A 24,913-nucleotide genomic window follows, 5' to 3' on the forward strand; every position below is an offset into this window, starting at 1 on the left:
CTTGATAAATTTTTACAAGACGCAAAAGAGCTCGACGTGGACGCGATATGTGACGGCAAAGAGGTCTATATAGGTGCGATAATGGAGCACATTGAAGAGGCTGGAATTCACTCTGGCGACTCAGCTTGCATATTGCCACCGATGAGCTTAAGCGCAGAAATGATAAAAAAAGTGGAGAAGCAAACCAGAGATATTGCTCTAAATTTAGGCGTTGTCGGCCTTATGAATATCCAGTTTGCTATCTATGAAAACGAGCTTTATATGATCGAGGTAAATCCTCGCGCGAGTAGAACCGTGCCGTTCGTGAGTAAGGCTACTGGCGTGCCTATGGCAAAGGTGGCGACAAGAGTTATGTGGCAGGGAAATTTACGTGAGGCTCTTAAATTTTATGATGATTACAAGGTTGTTTATGAAGATGGCGATATCCTAAAACCTCGTGTTAGCTCGCATATTTGCGTAAAAGAGTGCGTGTTGCCGTTTAATAAGCTAAGCGGCGCCGATCTCATCCTTGGTCCTGAGATGAAGAGTACGGGTGAGGTTATGGGTATAAGCCACGATTTTGCAAGCTCATTTGCAAAGAGCCAGATCGCTGCAAGCAACACTTTGCCAAGCAAAGGCAGGGTATTTTTAACGCTAGCTGACGCTGATAAATCTTACGCGCCTGATCTTGCAAGAGAGCTAATAGCGCTTGGCTTTAGCATCATCGCAACTGGCGGCACGCATAAAATTTTAAGCGAAGCTGGCGTTGAGGCTGAGTTTGTCTATAAGATAAGCGAAGGCAGACCAAACGTCGAAGATAGGCTAAAAAACGGCGACATCGCACTTGTTATAAATACAAGCGATACAAAATCAAGCGTGGATGATGGCAAAAAGATCCGTCAAAACGTGCTTAGATTTAAAATTCCTTACTTTACAACGATCCGCGCAGCACTTGCTGCTGCTAAGTCGCTAAGTGCAGTTCTAACTGGCAAAGCACTTGAAGTAAAAAGCTTGCAAGAGTATCTAAGCGAGAAATGAGCCAAAAAGAGTGCGTAGTAGAAGCGTTAGCTAGCCTTGGTGGCATGGCAACGCTTTTTGATCTTTATCATAAAACTGATGTTAGCGCTTGGGGTAGTAAAACTCCATTTGCTAGTATAAGACGGATAGTGCAGACTAATAAAGAATTTTATAAGATCAGAACCGGACTTTGGGGACTTTGTGAGTTTAAGGATAAAAATTTAGCCAAAACAGGTGATAGCAAGAGTGAGCAAAATGAGAAATTTACACATTCTTATTTTCAAGGCGTTATCGTTGAGATAGGAAATTTAAGACATTTTCAAACATTCATTCCAGCTCAAGATAAGAACAAAATTTATAAATCAAATAAGAAACTTTGCGAGCTTGTGAGCTTGAGTAAGATATATAAATTTAGTTATGAAGATATCGTTAAAAGAGCAAAAACAATAGATGCGATATGGTTTAACGAAAGAAATTTACCAAACTCATTTTACGAAGTTGAACATAGTACAGACTTTAAAAATTCACTAAACAAATTTTTTGAGCTTCAAGACTTTAATGCTAGGATGTTTATAGTCGCAGACAAAAAGAGGCAAAGAGAGTATGAAAGCGTTTTGAAGGCTAGTATCTACGAGCAGATAGCTCAAAAGGTAAAATTTGCTAGTTACGAAGATATATCAAGGCAGCTTGAAAGAGAGAGTGAGCAAGCATTTATTAAAATGGGAATTTAATGAAAGAATTTGAAGTTGAGATAACTGAAATTTTAAGTAAAAAGATAAAGTTTAAAGCAAAAGATCAGCATGAGGCATGTAAGATCGCCAAAAAGGCTTATGAAAAGAGCGAGATCGTGCTTGGAGCTGATGATTTTACTGAGGTGAAATTTAATATCTTGCCCATAAGTAAGCCAAACAATCAAGGTAAAAAATGAATAATATAACTCCTTTTGATGAATTTATGGCAAGTTTAAAAGAGACAAATGCTACGCTCGGCTACTTTTGTGATTTTAAAAAATGTTCTAAAAACCTTGCAGAGGTCGCTACCAAACTTAATGCTTTAAATTCCTTACTTGGTTCAAAAGATTTGAAAACAGATATTTTCAGAGTGAAACCTTTCTGAGATTAAATTCGCAAAATTTGTTCCACTGCGGTTTTTTCTGGCATTTGTGTCAAGTCCAACCTCTACGCCAAACACATAATCACATAAATTTTTAATTTTTCTATCCTTGAAAATTTCATCAAGTCCAGTCTCTAAAAGAAAGTTGTAAATTTTCTCTGGCTCATCAAAATAACTCTTTAACTCAAGTAAACTGCCACTTGAACTCACAACTTTTCTACTACTTTCTCGAACGGCAATTAGTAAATTTAGCACCTCAAAACAGCTTCGATATTCTTTAAAAAGCGTGAAACTATCTGCTTTCAAGCTGAAGTATCAAGCTCAAATTTTTCATTAAATTTAGGTAGTGATGTGAAGATATTTGATTTTTCGACTCGCATACAAAATATCACTTATCTAATCGAAGCAAATTTTTATAGTGGCGGTGGCTCGAAATTAAACGAAGTAGCAAGAGCTTACATCGAAATAGCCAAAAGGATCTCCCCTTTGTCAGAGTATAAATTTATCTGGATCACTGATGGCTGGGGTTGGCACGATGCTAGAAATAAGTTGCAAGAGGCCTATAAGAGTGTAAGGATTTATAACCTTGCAAATTTGCACCTTTTTATAAATGAGCTTAAAAATGCGTAATGATTTCAGACTCATAAATGGTGACTGCTTCAGTGAATTGGCTAAATTTAAAGGTGAGTTTGATCTTATCTTTGCGGATCCACCATATTTTCTTTCAAATGGCGGACTTAGCATCCAAAGCGGGCAGATAGTTAGCGTAAATAAAGGCAAGTGGGATGAGGGCACAAATATCGATGAGATCGACGAATTTAACCTACAATGGCTCAAACTCGCTAAAAACGCACTTAGTAATAACGGTAGCGTGATGATAAGTGGGACGTATCACAACATCTTTTCTATAGGTAGAGCGCTTCAAAAGCTTGATTATAAAATTTTAAACATCATTACGTGGCAAAAGACCAATCCTCCGCCAAATTTTAGCTGCAGGTATCTAACACATAGCACTGAACAGGTTATTTGGGCTAGAAAAGATGAGAAACATAAGCACATCTTTAACTATGAGCTTATGAAGCGGATAAATGGAGATAAACAGATGAAAGATGTGTGGAGTTTTGCTGCGATTGCTCCTTGGGAGAAAGCATGCGGTAAGCATCCTACGCAAAAGCCACTTTCACTTTTGATAAGGCTTATCTTGATGGCAAGTAACGAAAATAGCATCATTTGTGATCCTTTTGCAGGCTCAGCAACAACTGGCATAGCTGCAAATTTACTAGGTAGAAATTTTGTTGGTATCGAAAAAGAGCAGGAATTTATGGATATAGCACTTAAGCGAAAGGCTGAGCTAGAAGCAAATTTTATAAAATTTAGAGATAAATTTAGTGATATAAAGTTGCTCGACAGCTTAAAATTTGGTTAGATTCAAGATACCTTACTTTACAACGATCCGTGCAGCACTTGCTGCTGCTAAGTCGCTAAGTGCAGTTCTAACTGGCAAAGCACTTGAAGTAAAAAGCTTGCAAGAGTATTTATCTAAAAAATAATAAATTTAAGGCAGTTTAGCTTATAGCTAAACTGTTTTTAAAGTATTGCTAGAAGCAGTAGATGTCTATGTATGGCATTTTGCTTTGAATTTTAGTCTAGCTTTCATCAATCTAGTAATATTAAAGCTTATGTTTAATATAATCTCACTCAAAAGGAGAGATTATGAAAATTTTAAATGCTTTTTTTACGGGTATTATATTTGCCCTTGCTCCTATTTTTACACTATTTGTTGGAATTTACAACAACTACTTTTCTTACTATGGCATAAGCGAGTATTTTAATGTTGTTTTTGTTGATAACGTGCCTTTCCTATGGCTTTTGCCTATATTTTTTATATTTGGGTATTGCTTTTTTTACGCGCCTTTTAGAAAAATTTTTAGAGCTTTTTATTTAGTTTTGCTGATAGTTTGTGCTTTTAGTTGGTATCCTGACTTTGGACGCACTTTAGGAGAGAATTATTTTATGAGTAAATCGCTATCTTTAGATATCTCATCAAATTTAGAAAATGAGCAAAAGACTGATGGAAAGATACTTTATGAAGGACGAAGAGAAATTTATTTTTTAAGAAGCGATAATAATAAAGTCGTTAAAATTTCAAAGTAAAGTTTTACCTTTATTTAGTTAAAATGGCATAAAAATTTAAAGGTTTAAAATGCGTTTAAAACTCCCACACGTTCCGTATATTTCACATAAAATAGCAATAGATCTTCTAAATTGTGGTTTCGTAAGACTAAATAAAGGTATTGAGCCAATCGTAGCAAAAACAAGTGAAATTTTAACAGTCGATATTCAAAAAGAAAGAGCTTTAGATGAGCGAGTAAATGAGCTTTTGGAGAAAAATGAAGATGAGATGCAAACTATGCAAATTGACCGCAAAAATATGTTTTGGCTCGTTAAAAAGAAGCTCGCAGGTGAATTTGATGTAATTTTAACCCACGAAGATAGATTTAGTAATATCGCTCACAAAGTGCTTGAAGCTATTTGGAAGAGCGGCTTTGTTGATTATAATGTATCTGAAAATCGCGTAAAAAATGTGATTTATAACTCAATAGACGAGTACTTAAAAAGCTATGAGAAGATAGAAGATGATGTTTATGAAATGATACAAAATTATAAACATAAGCTAATCCCAGGAACTGATGAATATGATCTTGTCTTTGAGCGTTTGTATCAAGATGAGCTTAAAAAAAGAGGTATGCTTTAATGAAAGCTTACATTTATATTGAAAATGGTGTTTTTTTAGAAGCAAAAGCTTTTGGTGCTCATGGTGAGTGTGCAGGCGAGCTCGTTTTTAATACCTCGATGACTGGCTATGAAGAGATCATGAGCGATCCAAGCTATGCTGGTCAGTTTATCGTCTTTACGATGCCAGAAATAGGTATAGTAGGCATAAATGAAGATGATATGGAGAGTCTTAGAATTCATGCAAGTGGCGTTATAATGAGAAGCTATAACGAGACTCCGTCAAATTACCGCTCGCAAAAATCTTTGGGAAAATTTTTCGAAGAGCAAGGTAAATTTGGTGTTTATGACGTTGATACTAGATACCTTACAAAGATGCTACGTGACGAGGGTGCGCTTATGGCTTATATCTCAACGCAGATAAGTGATAAAGACGAGCTAAAACGTAGGCTTGAAAGTAGCGGGCGTATCGAAAATATAAACTACGTAAAAACAGTTAGTGCGATGGATGAATATGAGCACAAAAAAGGCGCTTGGGATAGAAATTTAAAGTCATATAAGCCGCTAAAAAGTATTGGTAAAAAGATAGCTGTTTTTGACTTTGGTGTAAAGAGAAATATCCTAAACGAGCTATGTGAAACTGGTCTTGAAGTCATCGTAGTGCCACACGACACTAAGGCTGAAATTTTGATAGAAAAATTTAAAAATGGCGAGATAAATGGGGTGTTTTTATCAAATGGTCCTGGTGAGCCAAAAAATTTAAAGGCTGAAATAGGCGAGATCAAAAAGATGATTGAGGCTAAGATACCTATATTTGGCATTTGCCTTGGACATCAGTTACTCTCAAACGCCTTTGGGTACGAGACATATAAGCTTAAATTTGGTCAGCACGGAGCAAATCACCCAGTGCTAAATTTAGAGACAAAAGCGATCGAGATAACAACACAAAATCACAACTACAACGTACCTGAGAGTATCGCAGAAGTAGCTGTTGTGACTCATAGAAATTTATTTGACAACACGATCGAGGGTGTGAGATACAAAGACTATCCGATCTTTTCAGTTCAGCACCACCCAGAAGCAAGTGGTGGTCCAAGCGAGAGTAAATATATATTTAAGCAGTTTTTAGAAATTTTATAAGATGCAAAACATAAACCTTTACATGATTGTCTCAGTTGCATTTTTAAGCAGCTTTAGTCATTGTGTAGGTATGTGCAGCGGATTTTTGAGCTTGCAGACTCTATTTTTTAAAGGTAAGAATAAAATAGAAATTTTAATGCTAAGCACACTTTATAGTCTAGCTAGAATTTTTGCTTATGTAGTTTTAGGAGCTTTGTTTGGCGCCTTTGGAGTTGTTATTAGCTTTAGCATGCAGGCAAGAGGTCTTATATTTTTCATAGTTGGCTTAGTGATCGCGTTTATCGGCATTACCTTACTTTTTAGGGGTGAGCTTTTAAAATTTGTAGAGAATCAAAAGGCGCTTAATTTTGTAGTAAGAATTGCAAAAACAAGGATTCAAAAGAAAAATTTAGCAAATTTTTTATTACTTGGTTTTTTAAATGGCTTTTTGCCTTGTGGTGTGGTTTATTATTTTTTGGCACTTGGGATTTTAAGTGCAAATTTTATTGATTCGGCTTTTATAATGCTTGTATTTGGTCTTTGTACATTGCCAGCCATGCTTTTAGCTAGCTTTGTATTTGGGATTTTAAATGAAAAATTTAAAGACATAATGTTTAAGATTTCGGCTAGCATAATGATAATAAATGGAATTTATCTATCATTTTTAGGATATAGAGCAAATGCCTAAGATAGTAAAGTAAGAAAGATAATTGTTAATTGCGTCAAAATTTATGATGTTTGATAAATATAACCAAAAAGGAAGAATAAATGAGCAAGATTCTTAATAATCTAACCGTTCTTATCGTTGAAAATGAGGGAGATGGTAAAAAAATAGTACAAGAAGTTATGCGAGATAAATTCGAAAAAGTTATCACTGCTCAAAATGGCGATGAAGGACTTAAGAAATTTAAAAAATATAATCCAAATATGGTTATAACAGACGTTTTTATGCCTATAATGAATGGCCTTGATATGGCTAAAAGCATTAAAGAAATTTCAAAAGATACACCTATTATAGTTTTTAGTACAAATAGTGAAAAAGAAACACTTCTAAAGGCGATAGATGTTGGTATTGATAAATACGTTTTAAAGCCGATTGATCTTGATGATTTTTTGGTTACGTTAGAAAATGTTGCTAAAAATAAGATAGAAACAGCAAATATTATTCAGGTTACAAATGGATATAGTTTTAATAAAATAAAACGTGTGCTTATTAGAGATGGTGTTGAAATTTCTCTTACAAAAAAAGAGCTTGCATTTATATCTTTACTCATAAAAAGACTTGGTACGCTTGTACTTCACGATGAAATAAAAAATGTTGTTTGGGTTGGCGAGAGCGTGACAGAGGCTGCTATTAGGACCTTCGTTAAGCGTGTCAGAGATAAAGTCGGTAGTAATTTTATAAAAAATGTTCCTGGACTTGGTTACAAAATAGATAGAAGACTCTCCTAGTAAAAGAGAATTTATATTAATTAAGTCTTTTTATAGTTTTTCTACTCTAAAATAACCGAAAATTAATATAAATTTAACTAGGAGGAAAATTTATGCGACCATCCCAGTTGCTACATTATGATTATAGTGTGGTAAAACTCTTTATGTTCTCCACGATATTTTTTGGTATTGTTGGCATGGCTATTGGTGTTTTGGTGGCTTTCCAGCTTGCCTGTCCTGATCTAAACTATATAGCTGGTGAGTATTCGGCATTTGGTAGATTGCGTCCTCTTCATACTAACGGTATCATTTTTGGTTTTATGCTCTCTGGTATATTTGCCACTTGGTATTACATAGGACAGCGTGTTCTAAAAGTATCAATGAGCGAATCTCCGTTTTTGATGTTCATTGGTAAGCTTCATTTTTGGCTTTATATATTTGTTATGATTCTAGCTGTTGTGACGCTTTTTATGGGCGAGAGTACATCTAAGGAGTATGCCGAGCTTGAGTGGCCACTAGATATTGCAGTAGTAGTAGTCTGGGTGCTTTGGGGCATAAGTATATTTGGACTTATTGGTATTCGCCGTGAGAAAACACTTTACATCTCGGTTTGGTATTACATTGCTACATTTCTTGGCGTTGCTATGCTTTATCTATTTAATAACATGGAAATTCCAACAAGGCTAGTTAGTGGATATGGCTCATGGCTACACTCAGTTTCGATGTATGCTGGCTCTAATGATGCTTTGGTTCAGTGGTGGTACGGTCACAACGCAGTTGCGTTTGTATTTACAGTAGCGATCATCGCCCAAATTTATTATTTCTTGCCAAAAGAGAGCGGACAGCCAATATTTTCTTATAAGCTTTCGTTATTTTCATTCTGGGGCCTTATGTTTATCTATCTTTGGGCTGGCGGTCACCACCTAATATATACTGCTGTGCCTGATTGGATGCAGACTATGGGTTCAGTTTTTTCTATTGTTTTGATTTTGCCTTCTTGGGGCTCAGCTATTAATATGCTTCTTACAATGAAAGGCGAATGGACACAACTTCGCGAGAGCCCGCTTATTAAATTTATGATTTTAGCTTCAACTTTTTATATGTTTTCAACTCTTGAAGGCCCTATCTTGGCTATCAAATCTGTAAATGCACTAGCTCACTATACTGACTGGGTGCCAGGACACGTACATGATGGTGCACTTGGCTGGGTTGGTTTTATGACTATGGCAGCACTTTATCATATGACACCACGTGTCTTTAAGCGCGAAATTTATTCAAAATCCTTAATGGAAGCTCAATTTTGGATACAAACAACAGGTATCGTTTTATACTTTGCTTCTATGTGGATTGCTGGTATTACGCAAGGCATGATGTGGAGAGCAACTGATAGCTATGGAAATTTACTCTACTCATTTATTGATACTGTTGTAGTACTTATACCTTATTATTACATTAGAGCTATTGGTGGGCTTTTGTATTTGATTGGCTTTTTGATGTTTGCTTACAATATCTACAAATCAACTTCTGCTAAAGCTATTTTGGCAGAGCCAAAAAGTGCAACGCCTATGGGCGGTGCTAAAGCCAATGCGGAGGTGATGTGATGTTTGCTTGGTTAGAAAAAAATCCATTCTTTTTTGCAGTTTGCGTCTTTATCGTCATAGCTTATGCTGGTGTGGTAGAAATTTTACCTGACTTTGCAAATAGAGCTAGGCCACTTGAGGGCACAAAGCCTTATACGGTTTTAGAGCTTGCTGGAAAAAAAATATATATACAAAATGGTTGCAACACTTGTCACTCACAGATGATACGTCCGTTTAAAGCAGAGACTGATAGATACGGCATGTACTCGCTAAGTGGCGAATTTGCTTATGATCGTCCGCATCTTTGGGGTTCAAAAAGAACTGGCCCAGATCTTATGCGTGTGGGTAATTATAGAACGACAGATTGGCATGAAAATCATATGTTAAACCCAGCCTCTGTTGTGCCAGGTTCGATCATGCCGGCATATCCATTTTTATTTAAGAAAAATGCTGACATAGAGACTGCTTACGCTGAAGCACTAACTGTTAAAAAGGTCTTTAATACGCCTTATGATGAGAAAGATATGCCAGCTCTTGGTACTTTTGAGCAAGCAAATGCTAACGTGAAAGAGCAGGCTGCAAGTATCGTTGAAAGTATGAAAGACGAGCAAGTAAAAAGTGCTTTTGCAAAGGGTGAAATTCGTCAGATCGTGGCACTTATCGCCTATCTAAATAGCCTAAAATAGGAGTTAGTAATGGACATTAGAGAACTTCAAGCTTATGGCTATTTTATTTTGACAGCATTTTTAGCTATCACTTTGTATGCTTATTTTTTTCATCTTTATAAAAGTGAAAAGCAAGGTAGAAGAAATTATGAGAAGTATTCAAGATTAGCCCTAGATGATGAGATCGGTAGTAAAATTTTAGAGCAAAAGGCTACAAAGGAGAGCGTATGCAATGGCTAAATTTAGAAGATAATATAAATTTACTTGCGTTAATAGGTGCCATCTTAATTATCGTACTAACTGTCGTTGTAGCTGGCAAGTATGTTGGTCAAATGAAAGTTAAAAAAGATGAAAGCGTAGAGCTTAGCGAGCACAACTGGGATGGGATAGGCGAGTATAAAAATCCAGTTCCATTTGGTTGGGCGGTAGTTTTTTTACTAACTCTTGTTTGGGCGATCTGGTATTACTTACTTGGTTATCCACTAAATTCTTACTCACAAATCGGTGAATATAATAAAGAAGTAAAAGAGGCAAACGCTAAATTTGAAAAAGAGTATGCAAACCCAAGCAAAGAAACACTTCATGCTATGGGAGAGAGCGTATTTTTGGTGCAATGCTCAGCATGTCATGGTATCACAGGCGATGGCATTGGTGGTAAAGCTGCAAATTTACAAATTTGGGGTAGCGAACAAGGAATAATTGATACGATACTAAATGGCTCAAAGGGGCTTGATTATCCTATGGGTGAGATGCCAGCTGGGCTAGCTGATGCTAATGGAGCAAAGGCTATCGCAGCTTATGTTGCAAAAGAGATAAGTGCTATAAAAAGTACAAAAAATGAAAATTTAGTAGCTATGGGAAAAGAGCTTTACGCAGCTTGTGCAGCTTGTCACGGAGATGATGGCAAGGGCATGGATGGTATGTCGGCTGATCTTAGTAAATATGGTTCAAGTGAGTTCATCGTAGATGTACTAAATCGTGGTAAAAACGGCAATATCGGTGTTATGCCTAAATTTAATGATGGCAGATTAAACGAGATACAACAAAAAGCAGTTGGCGAATATGTCATATCGCTATCAAAGGGCGAATAATGGAAAATAAAAATAGAAATATCTTTGCTTTAAATGGTATTAGCGGTTATTTGGTGGCAGTTTTGCTTTTGCTATCTATCCTTGGCGTACTTACTTATATTGGTATTGGCTTGCAAAAAGATGTAGCAACCAAGCCTTACTCATTAAAAGATGCAAGTAGCATTGAGATGAAGAGCGTTGATAACGCTAAACACGTCATTATAAAGGAGTAGCGATGCTAGGCATAATAGAAAAAGCCATAATCTTGCTGATAGTTGTTGCAGGAGCTATTTGTGCGTGGTCAGTGCTTACATCAAACCACCTTTTTGTAGGCTAGGTGTGAGAAAATTTATACTCATTTTTATATTTTTGCTCTCGCAAAGTTTGGCTTTGGGAGCAAATTTTGTGATAAATAATGATGAAATTCTAAGCCAAAAAGTAAGTGCAAAGCTAAATGAGATCGGCAGTGAGCTTTACGCAAAAAGCGGTATAAATTTAGTAGTTGGCGTATATAAAGATGGTGAGCTAGAAGCTCTTTTTAAAGAGCAAAACCTTAGCTCACCTTATGCTTTTTTACTGCTTATAAAGGATAAAAAGAAAGTAGAAATTTTTGCCGATGCTAATACTTCAAAACTTTTTAATAAAGAACAAATTTTAAGTGTAAATCCAGAATCAGGAACGATAATTCCTATTTTGGTTTCTAAAAATGGCAAAGATGTCTATAACGCTGCTATATTAAATGGTTACGCTGATATTGCCGAGCAAATCGCATCTAGCTTAAATTTTCAGCTTGAAAGTAGTGTTGGAAATTCAAACAAAACTACGTTAAATTTTTTAAGATTTTTCATCTATGGTTTGGTTGTATTTTTTGTAATTGTTGTCTTTTATAAAAAGGTAAAAAATGGATAAAAAAACCTTTTGGCCTTATACTATCGTACTTAGCTTTATTGCTATCATTATCGCTTGTGCAGTAACGATCATTATAGCACTGAAACATCCAGTCGAGATGGATAGCTCCTATATGCAAAGCTACCAAAATGTCGATGAAAATATAACCTTTATCAAAGAGAGTGAAAAACGCTTTGATGAGAAATTTGATCTAAAATTTGAGCCAAATTTTAATACCCTAAATGCCAAGTTTAAATTTCATCTAACTCCTAAAAAAGGAGAAATTTCAGCTTTAAAATATGAAATTTTACTCACTCGCCCACAGACAAATAAAGAAAATAAAATTTTAAGAGCTTCATGGCATGAAAATGATCTAGTAAGTGAAGAAACAAGCCTAAAAGAAGGCAGGTGGCAGCTACTTTTAAGGCTAAGTGACACTAATGATACAAGGTATTATAAATTTGATCTTAATGTCACAAAATGATCTTAAAATCGTAGCTTTGGTATCTGGGAAAGATTTCAAAGCTAGATTTAAATTTTAACAAACTAATCTTTTTGGCTAAAACTAAAACCAAGTTGCTAAGTTCTTATCAAATAAAGCTATAAATCAAATCTCTTTAAATCCAAAATTTAATCCCAAACGCTCGCAAGTGCCGACATATTCTTTAAATTTATAGATTAATGGATGCCATTTTTGCGTATCTATCTTTTCATCTTTTAGCAAATTTTCATCTACAAAAATGCCTGTAATCTTACAAGTAACGATGCTAAACCACTCTTTTAACTCTATCTTTTCTACAGCCGTTTCTATCTGTATCTTACACTCTTTTATCCTGACGGTTTTTGCATTTATGCCAGGCTCTTTGTTGAGATTTGCCACCTTAAATTTGTCGTGCTCGTAGATGTAGCCAAGATTCTTTTTTTCTTCTGGCACGTTACTATCGCCAGTTAGTTTTTCCATTTTTTGCACAGCTTCTAACAGACCCTCATCACATAAATTTAGCGTGATATCTGAACCATTTTTGATATTTTTAAAGCCTTGATTTTCAATGCCTATGCCAAGCACCACTGTATTTCCTAACGTCCAAGAAGATGAAAGCACCGTGATATCATCGTTTGTGTTTTTATCTTTTGTGGTAGCCAGCAAAACCGGAAAGCCGTAGTAAAAACCTTGTCTGTTTAACTCTTTATGCATTTTTACTCCTTTTTTATGATTGTAGCTTTTGGCTCTTTAAGGCTTAAAATTTTAATGTATTTAGATAAAAATTTAAAGCTTTACCTAAGCGTAAAAAGCGCTCTTTTATCAGCATTTAGCTATCATTGCTTAAAAATTTAAGAGAGAAAAATGCATAACCTAAATCAACTTTTTGTATTTACGAACTCTCGTAAGATTCGTGAATTTAATGCAAGTTTTAATGATGAGCTAATCCCAAAAAGCCTAAGTATCGCCGAGTTTTATAAAAAGATAGTTTATGTAGATGGTAGGTTTGAGATTGATAGCACCTATGCTTTGGTGCTTATGAATAGAGCCTGTGCCAGTGTCAAAAAGGCAAACTCGGTTCTTAAAATTCCAACTGAGTTTTTTGAATTTTTGAAAAATAATGACTATCTTTTTTCATTTTTTAAAGAGCTAGCTATTAGTAAAAAGAGTATTGCTGAGATCAAATTTAACGATATTTACGCTAACTTTGAGGAGCATTTAAACATACTTGAAGAGGTTTTAAAAGAGTATGAGAGATTGCTTGATAGAGAAAATCTCTACGATGATATAACCTTGCCAAAAATTTACTCCATTAATGAAGGCTATATCAGAAGCTTTAGTGAAATTTCACTACACATAGATGGAATTTTAAGCGAATTTGAGTGGGAAATTTTAGAGAAAATCTCAAAGCTAACTACGCTAAAAATTATCTTTCAAACTAGTGTTTTCAACACAAAGCTAATCAATAAAATAAGGCAAATTTCAGCTATTAACGAGATTGAAAATTACAAAAAATATGAGCTAAATTTAAAGACAAATGAGCTAATTTGCTTAGAAAATATCAAAAAATTTGAGCCAGTCTTAGAAAAGCGGTTTGCCACTAGAAGCCTGCAATGTGCCTACGCTATGGCAAAGGCGAGCGAGTTTGTGCGTGATGGAATAAAGCCTGAAAACATCGCTGTCATATTGCCAGATGAGAGTTTTAGTGAAATTTTAAGGCTTCATGATAGCAATAAAATTTTTAACTATGCTATGGGCGAGAGCTTTAAAAATACAAAATTTTATGAGACGTTTTTTTACATTACAAGAGCGATAAACGAAGAGATAAAGCCAGTTTTTGATCAAAGTAAGTGTGAGAGCTACGAGGAGCTTGGTTTTATCTTGAACACACTTGGCGTAAGCGAAGAGCTTTTTAATAAATTTAAATCAAGCTATTTTGATCTTTGCGATTTTGCTAAATTTAAAGGGCTAATAGATGAGCTTTTAACTCTTGAAAATGAGCCAAGATGCGAAGAGAAGCTCGCGCTTGAGCTTTTTAGGATTGAGAATTTATGTAGGTATTTTAGCTTTAGCTTAAAGCAGTTAAGTGAAATTTTCTTGCTAAATATCTCGCGCCTTAGCATCGATGATGTGGGTGGTGGAAAGATCAGTGTCATGGGCATGCTAGAGAGTCGTGGAATGAAATTTGATGGCGTGATCATAGTTGACTTTAATGATAACTTCATCCCAGCAAGAAGCACAAATGAGATGTTTTTAAACTCAAAAGTGAGGCAAAAGGCAGGGCTTATAAGCTACCTTGAGCGTGAAAATTTGCAGAGATTTTACTATGAAAGCCTTATAAACAATGCCAAAAAGGTCGCCATAAGCTGTGTTTTAAACGAAGAGAGTATTCCTTCGAGATTTTTAAAAAATTTCAAAACAATAAAAGATGAGAAATTTAGTGACGAGGCATATTTAAAATTATTTTTAAAAGGAAATACAAGCCTAAATTTAAGCGATGATGAGATCATTTTGGAGCATGATTTTTTCACTAGACCGCTATCATTTTCGACACTAAATTTATTTCTAACTTGCCCAAGAAAGTATTATTACGCAAAGATAGCTGGTATAAAAGGAGCAAAAGCCATAGCAACTGAGCCAGGATCTAAGCAAGGAAATAGCGTGCATAAGGCGCTTTATGAATACTACACGAGTGAATTTTATAGACAAAAAAATATATTTGATTTGGCTATTTTTAAAGAAATACTTGCAAAGCAAGATTTTTCTTCGCTTGAGCTTGAGATTTGGTCGCAGAAATTTAAAGAATACGCAGAGTTTGAAAATGAACGTTTAAGTGCTGGCTTTAGAGTGCTTGAGTGCGAAAAAGACATAGAGAGCAGTTTTTGTGATGTAAAGATAAAAGGCATTATCGATAGGATCGATGCTAGCCCTGATGGTGAGCCTTTTATACTTGATTATAAAACTGGTGAGGCAAATGCGAACTCGCTTCAGCTTGCATTTTATGAAGCACTTTATGGTAGCGAGGTAAAAAGTGCTTATTTTGCTCTAAAGAATGAGCCTGTGCTTATCAGCTCTAAAAAAAGCGTGGATGATCTAAAGGCTGAGATAGAAAATCTAAAGAGCATAAATAACACTAAGATAAATTTTGAAAGAAAGAGCGGAGCTTGTAAATTTTGCGAGTATGTCATACTTTGTAGGAGAGAGTTATGAAAGATTTTTTAGCCCTAAAAGCAAGTGCTGGAAGCGGGAAAACATTCGCTTTAAGCGTTCGTTATATCGCTTTGGTGCTTAGAGGCGAAAATATAAACGAGATCATCGCTCTAACCTTTACCAAAAAAGCGGCCAATGAGATGAAAGAGCGCATAATCGCAACTTTTTTGGACTTGCAAAACAAAAAAGACGAGCTTGATAAGCTTTGCAAAGAGCTTAGTTTGAGCCAAGATGAGGTCATAAAAAGACGCGATGAGAAGCTTGATAGGTTTTTGCAAAGTGAGCTAAAAATTTATACATTTGATGCATTTTTCTCTGGAATCCTAAAGAAATTTAGTCAAAATTTAGGGCTTAGTCCTGATTACAGTGTGCAAGATAGTCTGCAAGATCTGGCGTGGAAGAAATTTGTAAAAGAGGCAAGCAAAGATCAAAAGCTTCTTAGTGAGCTTGCACTCATGATGATCATCTCAAGCCAAAAAGAGGCGAGTTTCTCACAGACTTTGGCTAAATTTTATGAGAGTTTTGGCGGTGAGCTAAAAGATAGTGGTGCAGGCTATCCAGATGATAGTAAGGTAAGGGCGGCGCAAAGGGCGATAAATGAGTATATAGCCTTGCAAAATGGTGCTAGTGATACGGCCAAAAAGACATTTAGTGAGCAAAGTTTGTTTGAGCTTTTTAAAAACAAGGTCTTTGAAAGAGAGAGCCTAGATTACCGCACTCTTAGTAAAATTTATACAAGTGAGCTTGATAGGCTCTTTAACGAGCTAAAAGAGGCGGCAAAAGAGTATATTTTGGAGGTCGAAAGATACAGACTTAGCGGTTTTAGCAAGCTCTTAAACGTTTATAAATACTCAAATTTAGAGCTAAATAAAGAGATAAATGCTTTAAGTTTTGCTGATATAAATAAGCTGGTCTTTAAGCTTTTGGTTGAAAATTTTGATAAAGATGTGCTTTATTTCAGGCTTGATGGCCGCATAAATCACCTTTTGATAGATGAGTTCCAAGATACAAATGTGATCCAATATGAGATCATCTTGCCGCTCATCGCTGAGATCGTATCTGGATATGGTCAAAATGGGCTTGGAAGCTTCTTTTATGTGGGCGATACAAAGCAAAGTATCTATAAATTTAGAGGTGGGAAAAAAGAGCTTTTTGACAAGCTTGGGGAGGATTTTAGTCAGATAGATATAGAAAATTTACCAAGCAACTACCGCAGTTTAAAGGCTTTGGTGAAATTTAATAACGCTATTTTTGAAGAAATTTATCATAGATATGGGCTTAGCTTTGAGCCACAAGAGCCAGCTAAAAAAGATAAGGAGCTAAACTACAAAGTAAGTGGCGAGTGTCCTTATTTTGAAGCCGAGGAAGATGACTATGGCTACTTGCGTGTGCTAAGTGACGAGGATATCGCGGGTGCGGCAGTTTCACAAGTAAAAGAGCTACTTGCTGCTGGCGTAAATGTAAGTGAGATAACTGTGCTTTGCTGGAAAAATAGCGACATCAGCCTCATCTCAGAGGTGCTTAGCAGTGAGGGGATAAAAAGCGTAAATGAAGGCACCTTGGAGCTAAAGCGAACGCCGTTTGTTGCAGCGATCATCGAGTATGCAAAATTTTGTCTTTTTAGTGAAGAAATTTATGAAAAAAATGTAAAAGCACTTGTAAATACAAATCCTAAAAGGCTAAAAATAAAAGCTGAAGATAGTGCGACAAAAAGCCTATTTTATTTAGCTAAAAATTTATATATAAATATGGCTGATGTTGATATTCTAAGGCTTTTTGAGCTAAGCAATGGCTATAAAAATTTAGGTGATTTTATCTTTAATCTTGAAAATTTTAGTTCTAAAATCAGCCCTAAAAATGCTGATGGCGTAAAAATAATGACTGTTCATAAGTCAAAAGGGCTCGAGTTTGCTCACGTGATAGTTTGTGATATGATGAGTAAGGGCAGAGGCGATGACTCAAACTTTATAGCAGAATATAACGAAAAAGGCGAGTGGATAGTAAAAAGTAGAATTTCTGGTAGAGAAAATTTTGACCCTGAGTATGCTGGCGTGTTAGAGCAAATAAAAGAGCTTGAGAAACAAGAAAATATCAATAAAATTTACGTCGCTTTCACTAGGGCTACAAAGTCGCTTATCATTATTAAACAAGCTGCTCCAAGTGGAAATAGTCCTAGCTTTTTTTCTTTTTATACTAGAAGCGATAAAAGCGAAGTAAACGACTATCTTGATTTAAAAGAGTTTAGTTTTGGTAAAATTTTACCTAGCAAGAGTGAGCAAAAAGAGGCAAAAAAAGATGAAAAAATGCCTGAAATTTTAAAGATAGAAAGGCAAGACGTAGAGGCAAGAGAGCAAAAAACGAGCGGTAAAAATTTAGAGGCAATCTATTTTGGCTTAGCGTTTCACTATTTGCTTGAGATGAGTGAGAAATTTGATGGAAATTCGCTTTTAAAAGCTAAGAGTTTAATGCTAAATAAATTTTATAAATTTCTCTCACCTGATAGGCTTGAAGATGCCTTTAAACGGGCAAAAATGCTAATAAATGAGCCAAAATTTCTAGAGTGCATAAAAGGCAAAGAAATTTACAAAGAGCAGCCGTTTAAAGTGAAAAATGAGCTAAAACAGATGGACCTTTTTTGCTTTAATGAGCGTGAAATTTGCGTGATTGATTATAAAACGACAGATAAAAATATAGAAGAGAACAAAAAACAAGTAAAAGAGTATAAAGATGCGCTTGCTAAATTTTATGAAAAACATAGTATAATCGCTGTCATTTTCTATGCACTTGAAGGCAAAATTTCATATATTGAAGTTTAAATGCTACTTAATTTAAGCTTTATTAAAGCATTGTTTAAATACAATCACAACTCAAAAATTAACTTGGCAAAGGTAAGAAAATGACAAAAATAACAAAGCCAAACGAAGTTAAACGAGACTGGATCGTTGTTGATGCAGCTGGTAAACGTTTTGGTAGATTGCTAACTGAGGTAGCAACTATACTTCGTGGCAAAAACAAACCATGCTTCACGCCAAACGTAGATTGTGGCGACTATGTTATCATCATAAATGCTTCAAAAGTAGAATTTACTGGTAATAACAAAGCTGAAGATAAACTTTATCACAGACACTCAGGATATTTTGGTAGCGTAAAGAGTGAAAAATTTGGCGATTTGATAGCAAATAAGCCAGAAAAACTATTTAAATTAGCTGTTCGTGGAATGCTTCCAAAAACTAAACTTGGAAGAGAGATGATAAAAAAACTAAAAGTTTATGCTGGCAGTGAGCATCCTCATACGGCACAAATAGCTAAAAAAGAAGGAAAATAATTATGGCAAAAGTTTATGCAACTGGTAAAAGAAAAACTGCCGTAGCAAAGGTTTGGGTAAAAGCTGGAAGCGGTAAAATCGTAGTAAATGGTATGGATCTTAATACTTGGCTTGGTGGACATGAAGCTATAAAGCTTAAAGTAATTCAGCCACTTCTAGTTACTAAACAAGAGAGTTTAATAGATGTAGTAGCTACAACTTTAGGTGGTGGTTATTCAGCACAAGCAGAGGCTTTGAGACACGGTATTTCACGTGCTTTAGCTGATATGGATGCTGATTTTAGAGCAGCACTTAAACCAAAAGGCTTGTTAACTAGAGATTCTCGTGTTGTTGAACGTAAGAAATTTGGTAGAAGAAAGGCAAGAAGAAGCCCACAATTTTCTAAACGTTAATGAATTTTTGCAAGTGCTTTTGCATTTGCAAAATTTAAGTTGTGTAAATTTCAAATTTACATTGTTAATTAAATTATGATTTAGAGTCGGTTAAATTTTATTCAGTTAAAATGTAACCACTTTAAAATAAATCCTAAGAAAGGAATTCTAAATATGAAAAAGATTGCTTTAGCTATGGTTGCCGCAACAGCGGTTTTTGCGTCTAACGCAGCATATAATTATGAAGTTACTCCAACTATTGGTGGTGTTCACCCAGAGGGAAATTTACGTGTAAAAGACCATAACTTCGTTGGTGTTAGAGCTGCTAGAAATCTTGAAGATTTTTTCTTTGATCAAGTAGAGCTTGGTGTTGATTACACTCAAAAAGCAAAAGAAAAAACAGGTAGCTTAACAAGAGAAGGAAGAGTTCTTAGATATCATGCAAATCTTGTAAAAGATATAGTTGATTTTGGACCAGTTAGTCTATATGGCTTAGTTGGTGCTGGTTATGAAGATGTTCCAGCTATTTTTGTTAAAAATGAAGATGGCGGTTTTGGCCAATATGGTTTTGGCTTAAGATATCAAGTAACTGATAGATTTGCTCTTAAAGCAGAAGCAAGAGACGCTATCAAATTTGAACATGCTGATCATAACCTATTCTATTCACTAGGCTTTGGTATCGGTCTTGACTCAAAAGCAGCTCCGGTTGTGGCAGCAGCTCCAGTTGCAGCAGCAGCTCCAGCAGCAACTCCAGTTCTTGATGATGATAATGATGGCGTGCCAAATGATATAGATCAATGCCCTAACACTCCAGCTGGCGTAGTTGTTGATGAAAGAGGATGCGAGAAAGTTATCGTTCTTAGAGATCTAGATGTTAACTTTGCATTTGATAGCTACAAAGTCGGACCAAAATATGCAGCTGAGATCAAAAAAGTAGCTGACTTCATGGGCGAACACCCAGATTATAAAGTTGTACTTGCTGGTCACACTGATAGCGTAGGTGCAGAAGCTTATAACCAAAAACTATCTGAAAAAAGAGCAAAAGCTGTAGCTGATGTTCTTGCTGGCTATGGTGTAAGTGAGGATAAAATTTCAACAGTTGGCTACGGTGAGCTTAAACCAATTGCTACAAACAAAACTAAAGAAGGCCGCGCTCAAAATAGACGCGTTGAAGCTACTTTCAATAAATAATCTTATTATTTAAAGTTACTTCTTTTTGGGGCTTAGCTTCGGCTAGGCCCTTTTTTATTTCTACGGAGAAAATGATGAAAAAAACCATACTTTTTGATTTGGACGGTACGCTTATTGATTCAACTTCTGCTATTTTAAAAGGATTTGATAGAGCTTTCTTATCCCATGGTAAAAAAGAGCCAGACCATAATGTATTAAAGTCTTTGGTTGGTCATCCGCTTGAAATAATGTTTGAAAGACTTGGTGCAAGCAAAAATTCAATTGATAGCTATATAAAAGAGTATAAAGCTTGCTACGAAAAAATTTATCTTGATGAGACGGTACTTTTAGATTATGCAAATGAAGCATTGAAGGAGGCAAGTAGCTTTGCTGATGTTGGTATAGTTACTACGAAAACTTCAACATTTTCTATTATCTTGCTTGAGCATTTAGGGGTTATGAAATATATAAAAACTGTTATTGGAAGAGACGATGTTACTAATCCAAAACCAAATCCAGAGCCTATAAATTTGGCTCTAAATAGACTTAATAAAGATAAAAATAATGCATTTATGGTAGGTGATACCATTATGGATCTAATGGCTGCACAAGCCGCTTTTATTACAGGCGTGGGTCTAACTTGTGGATATGGTCAAAAGAGTGATTTGGAGAAATTTAGTAAACATATTTTCTCAAACCCATTTGAAGCCGTTGGCTTTATAAAAGAGGTTTAATAATCTAATACTCCTAAACTACTTATACTTTAAATTAAATTCAACCTAATGTTTAGCTTGCTTGGCTATAAAAATTTATTCCAAAAATTCGTTGCTTTTGTTTTGGCATAAAATCTTTTTAAAGTATTTATTATGAATTTTAAACATCTAAATTACTCTGAATAAATTTGCTTAAAAACGCTACTTTCATGGTAATTTTATCTTATTTAAAATATGAAAATTTGTCTAAAAATTAGCTAACTTCTAGGAGATCATAGATTTAAGACCCTAGCCACCTTTAGAGCGCTTGCAAATGCAAAATGCAAGTTATATCCGCCAAGCATGCCAGTGATGTCCAAGACCTCACCAATGAAATAAAGCCCCTTAACGTTAGAGTCTTGTAAATTTTCATCTAAAAATTCAATCTTTACACCGCCTTTTGTGACTTCCGCTCTTTCAAAGCCAAATGTCCCAGCTGGAGCAAATTCATAAGCAAAAAGCCTTTTTATGATTTGTCTCTCTTTATCGCTAAATTCATAAAAAGCTCTATCTTTTAGGCCAAAATTTTTTAAAAACTCTAGCACAAATCTCTTTGGTAAGGGTAAAACCGAGCTAAGCTGCTTTTTGCCGTTTATTAAATTTTTCTCACTAAATCTAGGCAAAAAATTTATGCAGATTCGTCCTTTTTGCCAAAACAAAGATGCGTTTAGTATCGCTGGGCCGCTTATGCCTCTGTGTGTAAAAAGCAAGTCGTCACTAAATTTACGGCTCTCGTTTTTGGTATTTATCACTACATCCGCGCTTAGACTAACGCCGCTAAGCTCTTTAAACCAAAACTCATCTTTTTGCACGCTAAATCCAACAAGTGCAGGTGTAAGAGCTGATGTCTCAATACCAAAATCATTTGCTATTTTATAGCCAATGTCACTTGCACCAAGGGCTTTGTAGCTTAGTCCACCACTTGCGATGACTAAATTTCTAGCTCTAAATTTCTCATCTTTTGTCAAAATTTTAAAAATTTCATCTACTTTTTTAGCGCCAAGAACTTCTTTATTGTAAAAAATATCTGCATTTTGCCTTTTTAAAAGTACGCTCAAGACACTCTTTGCGCCGCTATCGCAGAAAAATTGATTTTGCTTTTGCTCACTAAATTTAAGCTCGCTAAAAAATTTTAAAACTTGATCTGGAGTCAGTACTTTTAAAATTTGCTCTATAAATTTTTGCTCTCCAATATAGTTTTTAGCGCTTATAAAGCGGTTTGTGATGTTGCATCTGCCTCCACCACTTGCTAGGATCTTTTTGCCAGCGCTGCTATTTTTCTCTAAAATCGCAACCTTTTTACCCTTTAAATTTGCTCCTAAAAATAGTCCGCTAGCACCGGCGCCAATGATGATGACGTCGTAGATCAAAACTTCAAACTCTCTTTTAAAGCCGCCTCGCTTGTAAGGCGAGAGTCAAATTTTATCACTTGATTTTTCTCGTTTTTGTAATAATCGACTACACCTTTTTGTCTGTTTAGCAGCTCTAAATTTAAGCTAACTTCAGGACTTAGATAGATGTTCTTAAAAATTCTTGGATCGCTTAAGCTAAAGAGCAAAACAAGCCATATCACGCAAAGTACTACGCAGATGATGGCGAGTACTTTAAAGCCAAAGGCATGCAAGATGTATCCACCAAACGCACCTCCAATAAAGCTTCCTAGATAGCCAAATGAATTAAATACACCAAGGGCTGAGCCTTTTTGTGAGGATTTTACAAATTTTGTCGCGGTTGATTGCATGATGGGCTCGTGAAGGTTAAATCCTATAAAAAATATAGCAACTCCCAAAACGAAGATAAAAAGCGTAAAACTAATGGCAAAAATAGTGTAGGTTAGGGCAAAAAGTAGCGTACCAGCTATCAAGATGACCTTGCTAAGTCCCTTGCCATCGCCAAGGGCGCCAGCTAGCCCCATAGCCAAAAAGCCAAGCACGGCGCCAAGCGAATAGATCTTGTAAAGCTCGCTACTTTCGTAACCATACTCTTTTACCAAAACGATAGGGATCACCAAAAATGCGATACTTGCTAGCATCTTTTGCATAAAAGAGGTGAAATTTATGATCATGTAGTCTTTTTGTAAAAACAGCTTACCAAATGGCACTTTTTCACTTTTGGCACTCACTTTTATCTCTTTTGGCACAACGGTATAAAGAAGTACAATGCAAAGTAGGCTAAGAGCGGCACTTAGGTAAAAAAGGCTTGAAAGCCCGAAACTTCTAGCAAGAAGCGGTCCAAGCACCATCGAAAGCGTGAAGCTAAGCCCTATAAAAGCACCCATTATCGCCATGGCTTTTGAACGTTTTTCTTCTGTTATATAGTCACTTATCATCGCAGTCGCAACTGCTCCGATAGCACCTACACCTTGTAAAAATCTACCAAATAGCATGGTAAAAATATCGCTTGTAAGTGCACAAATTATTGAGCCGATGATAAAAACCAAAAGTCCGATTGTTAATGTTTTTTTGCGTCCTATCCTATCCGAGAGCGCTCCAAAAGGCACCTGAAATATCATCTGCGAGATCGCATAGACGCCTACTATTAGCCCTACTAAAAACTCGTTTGCTCCGCGTAAATTTAAGGCATAAAGGCTAAGCACTGGCAAAACTATAAAAAGACCTAAAAATCTGCTTGCTATGATAAAAGATAGTGGTAAAACGCTTTTTAACATAAAATTTTCCTTATTTTTAAAAGGACTAAGTTTATCATTTTAACGCTAATTTAAATTTAAAAATTTAATCTACTTTTTTGTAAAATACGCCCAAAAAATCAAGGAGCTTTTGCAATGAAGATTGTGCTTGCGACGTCAAATTTAGACAAAGTAAAAGAGATAAAAGAGTATTTAAAAGGCTATGAAATTTACGCCTTAAGCGAGATTGTAAAGCCATTTGAGATCGTTGAAGATGGCAGCAGCTTTCAGCAAAATGCACTCATAAAGTCAAGAGCGGTTTTTGCAAAGCTTAAAGAGCAAGGGCTTGATAATGAGTTTATCGCTCTTAGCGATGATAGTGGCATTAGCGTAGATGCACTTGGTGGTGAGCCGGGGATCTACTCAGCTCGCTATTTTGACCTTGATGAAAATGGCAAAGTATGTGGCAAAAACGCAAATGACGCAAACAACAGAGTAAAGTTAATTAGCAAGCTAAAGGCGCTAAATTTAGAGAGTTCGCTAGCCCACTACACTGCCTGTATCGCTATTAGCTCAAAATTTGGCGACTACACGACGCATGGCTTTATGTATGGTGAGGCGATAGATGAGGAGCGCGGTACAAACGGCTTTGGCTACGACGCACTCTTTATCCCAGATGGCTTTACTAAGACGCTTGGCGAGCTAGATAATGAGACAAAGCTTAAAATTTCTCACCGCTCAAAGGGGCTTGAGCTGATAAAATACGTTTTAAGAATCTTGGAAGCGAAATTTAGGCGCTAAATTTGCCTTACCTCTCTTTATCTCTGCCCTTATCTCGTTTAGCGCTTTTGCGAATTTATCGTCCGTGCCCTGCTCTAAAATTTCGTCCAAAATTTTAAGTGATTTTTCATAGTTTTTTAGCGCCTCGCTTTTATTGTCGATTGCCACTAGATCGCCCGCTATCAGCGCGTAATATTTCGCCCACAATAAACGCTGACCGCCCGTGCCAAAAAACCTTCTCAAAAATTTTAAACGCGGTGGAGTGGTTCGCATACGCGCCAGCAAAATCGCTCATTTTATAAAGCGTATCGCCAAACCCCGCGTAGCAGCTCATCAGATCTTTTTGCATCTTCTCGCCACCTAGCTTATAGCATCTAATTGCCTCGCCGAAATTCGCTATCGCCTCATCGTATCGCCCAAGAGCTGCCTGCGCACTAGCTACGCCTTGATATGGCTTTGCCAGTACTTTTTGCTCTTTGCCGGGTCCTTTTTTTAAAATTTTAACGACCGTTCGTAGGCTGCGAGCACCCTTTGAGGCTCGCCTACAAACATAAAAAAGCTACCCGAGTTGTTTAACGCTATAATCGCACTCTCATGCTCTTC

At 36.0% G+C, this 24,913-nt stretch carries 30 protein-coding genes and 1 pseudogene; 26 read left to right on the top strand and 5 right to left on the bottom strand.

Annotation, left to right across the window (positions count from 1 at the left end):
- The 4 genes from B9N66_RS00980 to B9N66_RS00995 all read left to right on the top strand — a co-directional run.
- A partial coding sequence (locus B9N66_RS00980; RefSeq protein WP_445082232.1) for an ATP-binding protein occupies positions 1-1,017 on the top strand: 1,017 nt, incomplete at its 5' end.
- Entirely contained in the window at positions 1,014-1,727 is a 714-nt protein-coding gene (locus B9N66_RS00985) for a hypothetical protein (protein ID WP_087579517.1), read from the top strand. The genes B9N66_RS00980 and B9N66_RS00985, both read left to right, overlap by 4 nt.
- Entirely contained in the window at positions 1,727-1,924 is a 198-nt protein-coding gene (locus tag B9N66_RS00990; protein WP_087579518.1) for a DpnD/PcfM family protein, read from the top strand. Before B9N66_RS00985 ends, B9N66_RS00990 begins: the two co-directional genes overlap by 1 nt.
- A 26-nt stretch (positions 1,925-1,950) precedes the next feature.
- Complete coding sequence (locus B9N66_RS00995) at positions 1,951-2,112, top strand: type II restriction endonuclease (protein WP_257639757.1); 162 nt, start codon at positions 1,951-1,953, stop codon at positions 2,110-2,112.
- Here the strand turns inward: B9N66_RS00995 and B9N66_RS01000 are convergent.
- Entirely contained in the window at positions 2,068-2,415 is a 348-nt protein-coding gene (locus B9N66_RS01000; protein ID WP_087579520.1) for a DpnII family type II restriction endonuclease, read from the bottom strand. The two genes, B9N66_RS00995 and B9N66_RS01000, sit on opposite strands and share 45 nt — an antisense overlap.
- A gap of 45 nt (positions 2,416-2,460) precedes the next feature.
- Between B9N66_RS01000 and B9N66_RS01005 the strand changes: the two genes are divergently transcribed.
- From B9N66_RS01005 to B9N66_RS01070, 15 genes and pseudogenes are all read left to right on the top strand, one after another.
- On the top strand, positions 2,461-2,739 hold the full coding sequence (locus B9N66_RS01005) for a DpnII family type II restriction endonuclease (protein WP_374057412.1): 279 nt from the start codon (positions 2,461-2,463) through the stop codon (positions 2,737-2,739).
- Positions 2,732-3,535, top strand: a complete 804-nt coding sequence (locus B9N66_RS01010; RefSeq protein ID WP_257639735.1) for a DNA-methyltransferase — start codon at positions 2,732-2,734, stop codon at positions 3,533-3,535. Before B9N66_RS01005 ends, B9N66_RS01010 begins: the two co-directional genes overlap by 8 nt.
- A pseudogene (locus B9N66_RS09820) lies at positions 3,525-3,659 on the top strand (hypothetical protein); the annotation flags it as partial. The gene B9N66_RS01010 and the pseudogene B9N66_RS09820, both read left to right, overlap by 11 nt.
- A 163-nt stretch (positions 3,660-3,822) precedes the next feature.
- The gene (locus B9N66_RS01015) at positions 3,823-4,263 is read left to right on the top strand and encodes an isoleucyl-tRNA synthetase (RefSeq protein WP_087579523.1); all 441 of its coding nucleotides are present in this window, start codon (positions 3,823-3,825) and stop codon (positions 4,261-4,263) included.
- Between the two features lie 49 nt (positions 4,264-4,312).
- Positions 4,313-4,864: a DUF507 family protein gene (locus B9N66_RS01020; RefSeq protein ID WP_087579524.1), complete on the top strand. Its 552-nt coding sequence runs from the start codon at positions 4,313-4,315 to the stop codon at positions 4,862-4,864.
- Positions 4,864-5,982 (top strand): glutamine-hydrolyzing carbamoyl-phosphate synthase small subunit, encoded by a 1,119-nt coding sequence (carA, locus tag B9N66_RS01025; protein ID WP_087579525.1) that lies wholly within the window; start codon positions 4,864-4,866, stop codon positions 5,980-5,982. The genes B9N66_RS01020 and carA overlap by 1 nt, the downstream gene beginning before the upstream one ends.
- Before the next feature lies 1 nt (position 5,983).
- Positions 5,984-6,649: a sulfite exporter TauE/SafE family protein gene (locus B9N66_RS01030; RefSeq protein ID WP_257639737.1), complete on the top strand. Its 666-nt coding sequence runs from the start codon at positions 5,984-5,986 to the stop codon at positions 6,647-6,649.
- An 80-nt stretch (positions 6,650-6,729) separates the two neighbouring features.
- Entirely contained in the window at positions 6,730-7,413 is a 684-nt protein-coding gene (locus tag B9N66_RS01035) for a response regulator transcription factor (RefSeq protein ID WP_021090989.1), read from the top strand.
- A 92-nt stretch (positions 7,414-7,505) separates the two neighbouring features.
- Positions 7,506-8,993 carry a cytochrome-c oxidase, cbb3-type subunit I gene (gene ccoN, locus B9N66_RS01040; RefSeq protein WP_087579526.1) on the top strand — a complete coding sequence of 496 codons (1,488 nt, stop codon included), beginning with the start codon at positions 7,506-7,508 and terminating at the stop codon, positions 8,991-8,993.
- Positions 8,993-9,658, top strand: coding sequence for a cytochrome-c oxidase, cbb3-type subunit II (ccoO, locus tag B9N66_RS01045; RefSeq protein WP_087579527.1), 666 nt, complete (start codon positions 8,993-8,995; stop codon positions 9,656-9,658). The genes ccoN and ccoO overlap by 1 nt, the downstream gene beginning before the upstream one ends.
- A gap of 9 nt (positions 9,659-9,667) precedes the next feature.
- Entirely contained in the window at positions 9,668-9,877 is a 210-nt protein-coding gene (locus tag B9N66_RS01050) for a cytochrome c oxidase, cbb3-type, CcoQ subunit (protein ID WP_021090915.1), read from the top strand.
- A complete protein-coding gene (locus B9N66_RS01055) occupies positions 9,865-10,728 on the top strand; it encodes a cbb3-type cytochrome c oxidase N-terminal domain-containing protein (RefSeq protein WP_087579528.1) in 864 nt (287 codons plus the stop codon). Before B9N66_RS01050 ends, B9N66_RS01055 begins: the two co-directional genes overlap by 13 nt.
- Positions 10,728-10,940: a DUF4006 family protein gene (locus tag B9N66_RS01060; protein ID WP_021090794.1), complete on the top strand. Its 213-nt coding sequence runs from the start codon at positions 10,728-10,730 to the stop codon at positions 10,938-10,940. The genes B9N66_RS01055 and B9N66_RS01060 overlap by 1 nt, the downstream gene beginning before the upstream one ends.
- Before the next feature lie 106 nt (positions 10,941-11,046).
- Positions 11,047-11,616 (top strand): hypothetical protein, encoded by a 570-nt coding sequence (locus B9N66_RS01065; protein ID WP_087579529.1) that lies wholly within the window; start codon positions 11,047-11,049, stop codon positions 11,614-11,616.
- Positions 11,609-12,079: a FixH family protein gene (locus B9N66_RS01070; RefSeq protein ID WP_087579530.1), complete on the top strand. Its 471-nt coding sequence runs from the start codon at positions 11,609-11,611 to the stop codon at positions 12,077-12,079. The genes B9N66_RS01065 and B9N66_RS01070 overlap by 8 nt, the downstream gene beginning before the upstream one ends.
- A gap of 123 nt (positions 12,080-12,202) precedes the next feature.
- Here B9N66_RS01070 and B9N66_RS01075 read toward each other — a convergent pair whose 3' ends face one another.
- A complete protein-coding gene (locus B9N66_RS01075) occupies positions 12,203-12,790 on the bottom strand; it encodes a flavin reductase (protein ID WP_087579531.1) in 588 nt (195 codons plus the stop codon).
- A 150-nt stretch (positions 12,791-12,940) separates the two neighbouring features.
- Between B9N66_RS01075 and B9N66_RS01080 the strand changes: the two genes are divergently transcribed.
- The 6 genes from B9N66_RS01080 to B9N66_RS01105 all read left to right on the top strand — a co-directional run bounded on the left by B9N66_RS01080 (position 12,941) and on the right by B9N66_RS01105 (position 20,886).
- A complete protein-coding gene (locus B9N66_RS01080; RefSeq protein ID WP_087579532.1) occupies positions 12,941-15,286 on the top strand; it encodes a PD-(D/E)XK nuclease family protein in 2,346 nt (781 codons plus the stop codon).
- Positions 15,283-18,102 (top strand): RecB-like helicase, encoded by a 2,820-nt coding sequence (locus B9N66_RS01085; RefSeq protein WP_087579533.1) that lies wholly within the window; start codon positions 15,283-15,285, stop codon positions 18,100-18,102. The genes B9N66_RS01080 and B9N66_RS01085 overlap by 4 nt, the downstream gene beginning before the upstream one ends.
- Positions 18,103-18,182: 80 nt before the next feature.
- The gene (gene rplM, locus B9N66_RS01090) at positions 18,183-18,611 is read left to right on the top strand and encodes a 50S ribosomal protein L13 (RefSeq protein WP_002939292.1); all 429 of its coding nucleotides are present in this window, start codon (positions 18,183-18,185) and stop codon (positions 18,609-18,611) included.
- Positions 18,612-18,613: 2 nt separating this feature from the next.
- Positions 18,614-19,003: a 30S ribosomal protein S9 gene (gene rpsI, locus B9N66_RS01095; protein WP_087579534.1), complete on the top strand. Its 390-nt coding sequence runs from the start codon at positions 18,614-18,616 to the stop codon at positions 19,001-19,003.
- A gap of 153 nt (positions 19,004-19,156) precedes the next feature.
- Positions 19,157-20,173 carry an OmpA family protein gene (locus B9N66_RS01100; protein WP_087579535.1) on the top strand — a complete coding sequence of 339 codons (1,017 nt, stop codon included), beginning with the start codon at positions 19,157-19,159 and terminating at the stop codon, positions 20,171-20,173.
- 74 nt (positions 20,174-20,247) lie between these two features.
- Complete coding sequence (locus B9N66_RS01105) at positions 20,248-20,886, top strand: HAD family hydrolase (RefSeq protein WP_087579536.1); 639 nt, start codon at positions 20,248-20,250, stop codon at positions 20,884-20,886.
- A 251-nt stretch (positions 20,887-21,137) separates the two neighbouring features.
- Here B9N66_RS01105 and B9N66_RS01110 read toward each other — a convergent pair whose 3' ends face one another.
- Together B9N66_RS01110 and B9N66_RS01115 are read right to left on the bottom strand one after the other, a co-directional pair.
- Positions 21,138-22,274, bottom strand: coding sequence for an NAD(P)/FAD-dependent oxidoreductase (locus B9N66_RS01110; protein ID WP_087579537.1), 1,137 nt, complete (start codon positions 22,272-22,274; stop codon positions 21,138-21,140).
- Complete coding sequence (locus tag B9N66_RS01115) at positions 22,271-23,572, bottom strand: MFS transporter (protein WP_087579538.1); 1,302 nt, start codon at positions 23,570-23,572, stop codon at positions 22,271-22,273. Before B9N66_RS01115 ends, B9N66_RS01110 begins: the two co-directional genes overlap by 4 nt.
- Positions 23,573-23,686: 114 nt before the next feature.
- Here B9N66_RS01115 and B9N66_RS01120 point away from each other — a divergent pair, with 114 nt between their 5' ends.
- Positions 23,687-24,331 (top strand): non-canonical purine NTP pyrophosphatase, encoded by a 645-nt coding sequence (locus B9N66_RS01120; protein WP_087579539.1) that lies wholly within the window; start codon positions 23,687-23,689, stop codon positions 24,329-24,331.
- Here the strand turns inward: B9N66_RS01120 and B9N66_RS01125 are convergent.
- Positions 24,299-24,553: a hypothetical protein gene (locus B9N66_RS01125; protein ID WP_141083423.1), complete on the bottom strand. Its 255-nt coding sequence runs from the start codon at positions 24,551-24,553 to the stop codon at positions 24,299-24,301. The genes B9N66_RS01120 and B9N66_RS01125 overlap by 33 nt on opposite strands.
- Between the last annotated feature and the right edge of the window lie 360 nt (positions 24,554-24,913).

The organism is Campylobacter concisus, assembly GCF_002165775.1.
Taxonomy (GTDB): domain Bacteria; phylum Campylobacterota; class Campylobacteria; order Campylobacterales; family Campylobacteraceae; genus Campylobacter_A; species Campylobacter_A concisus_E.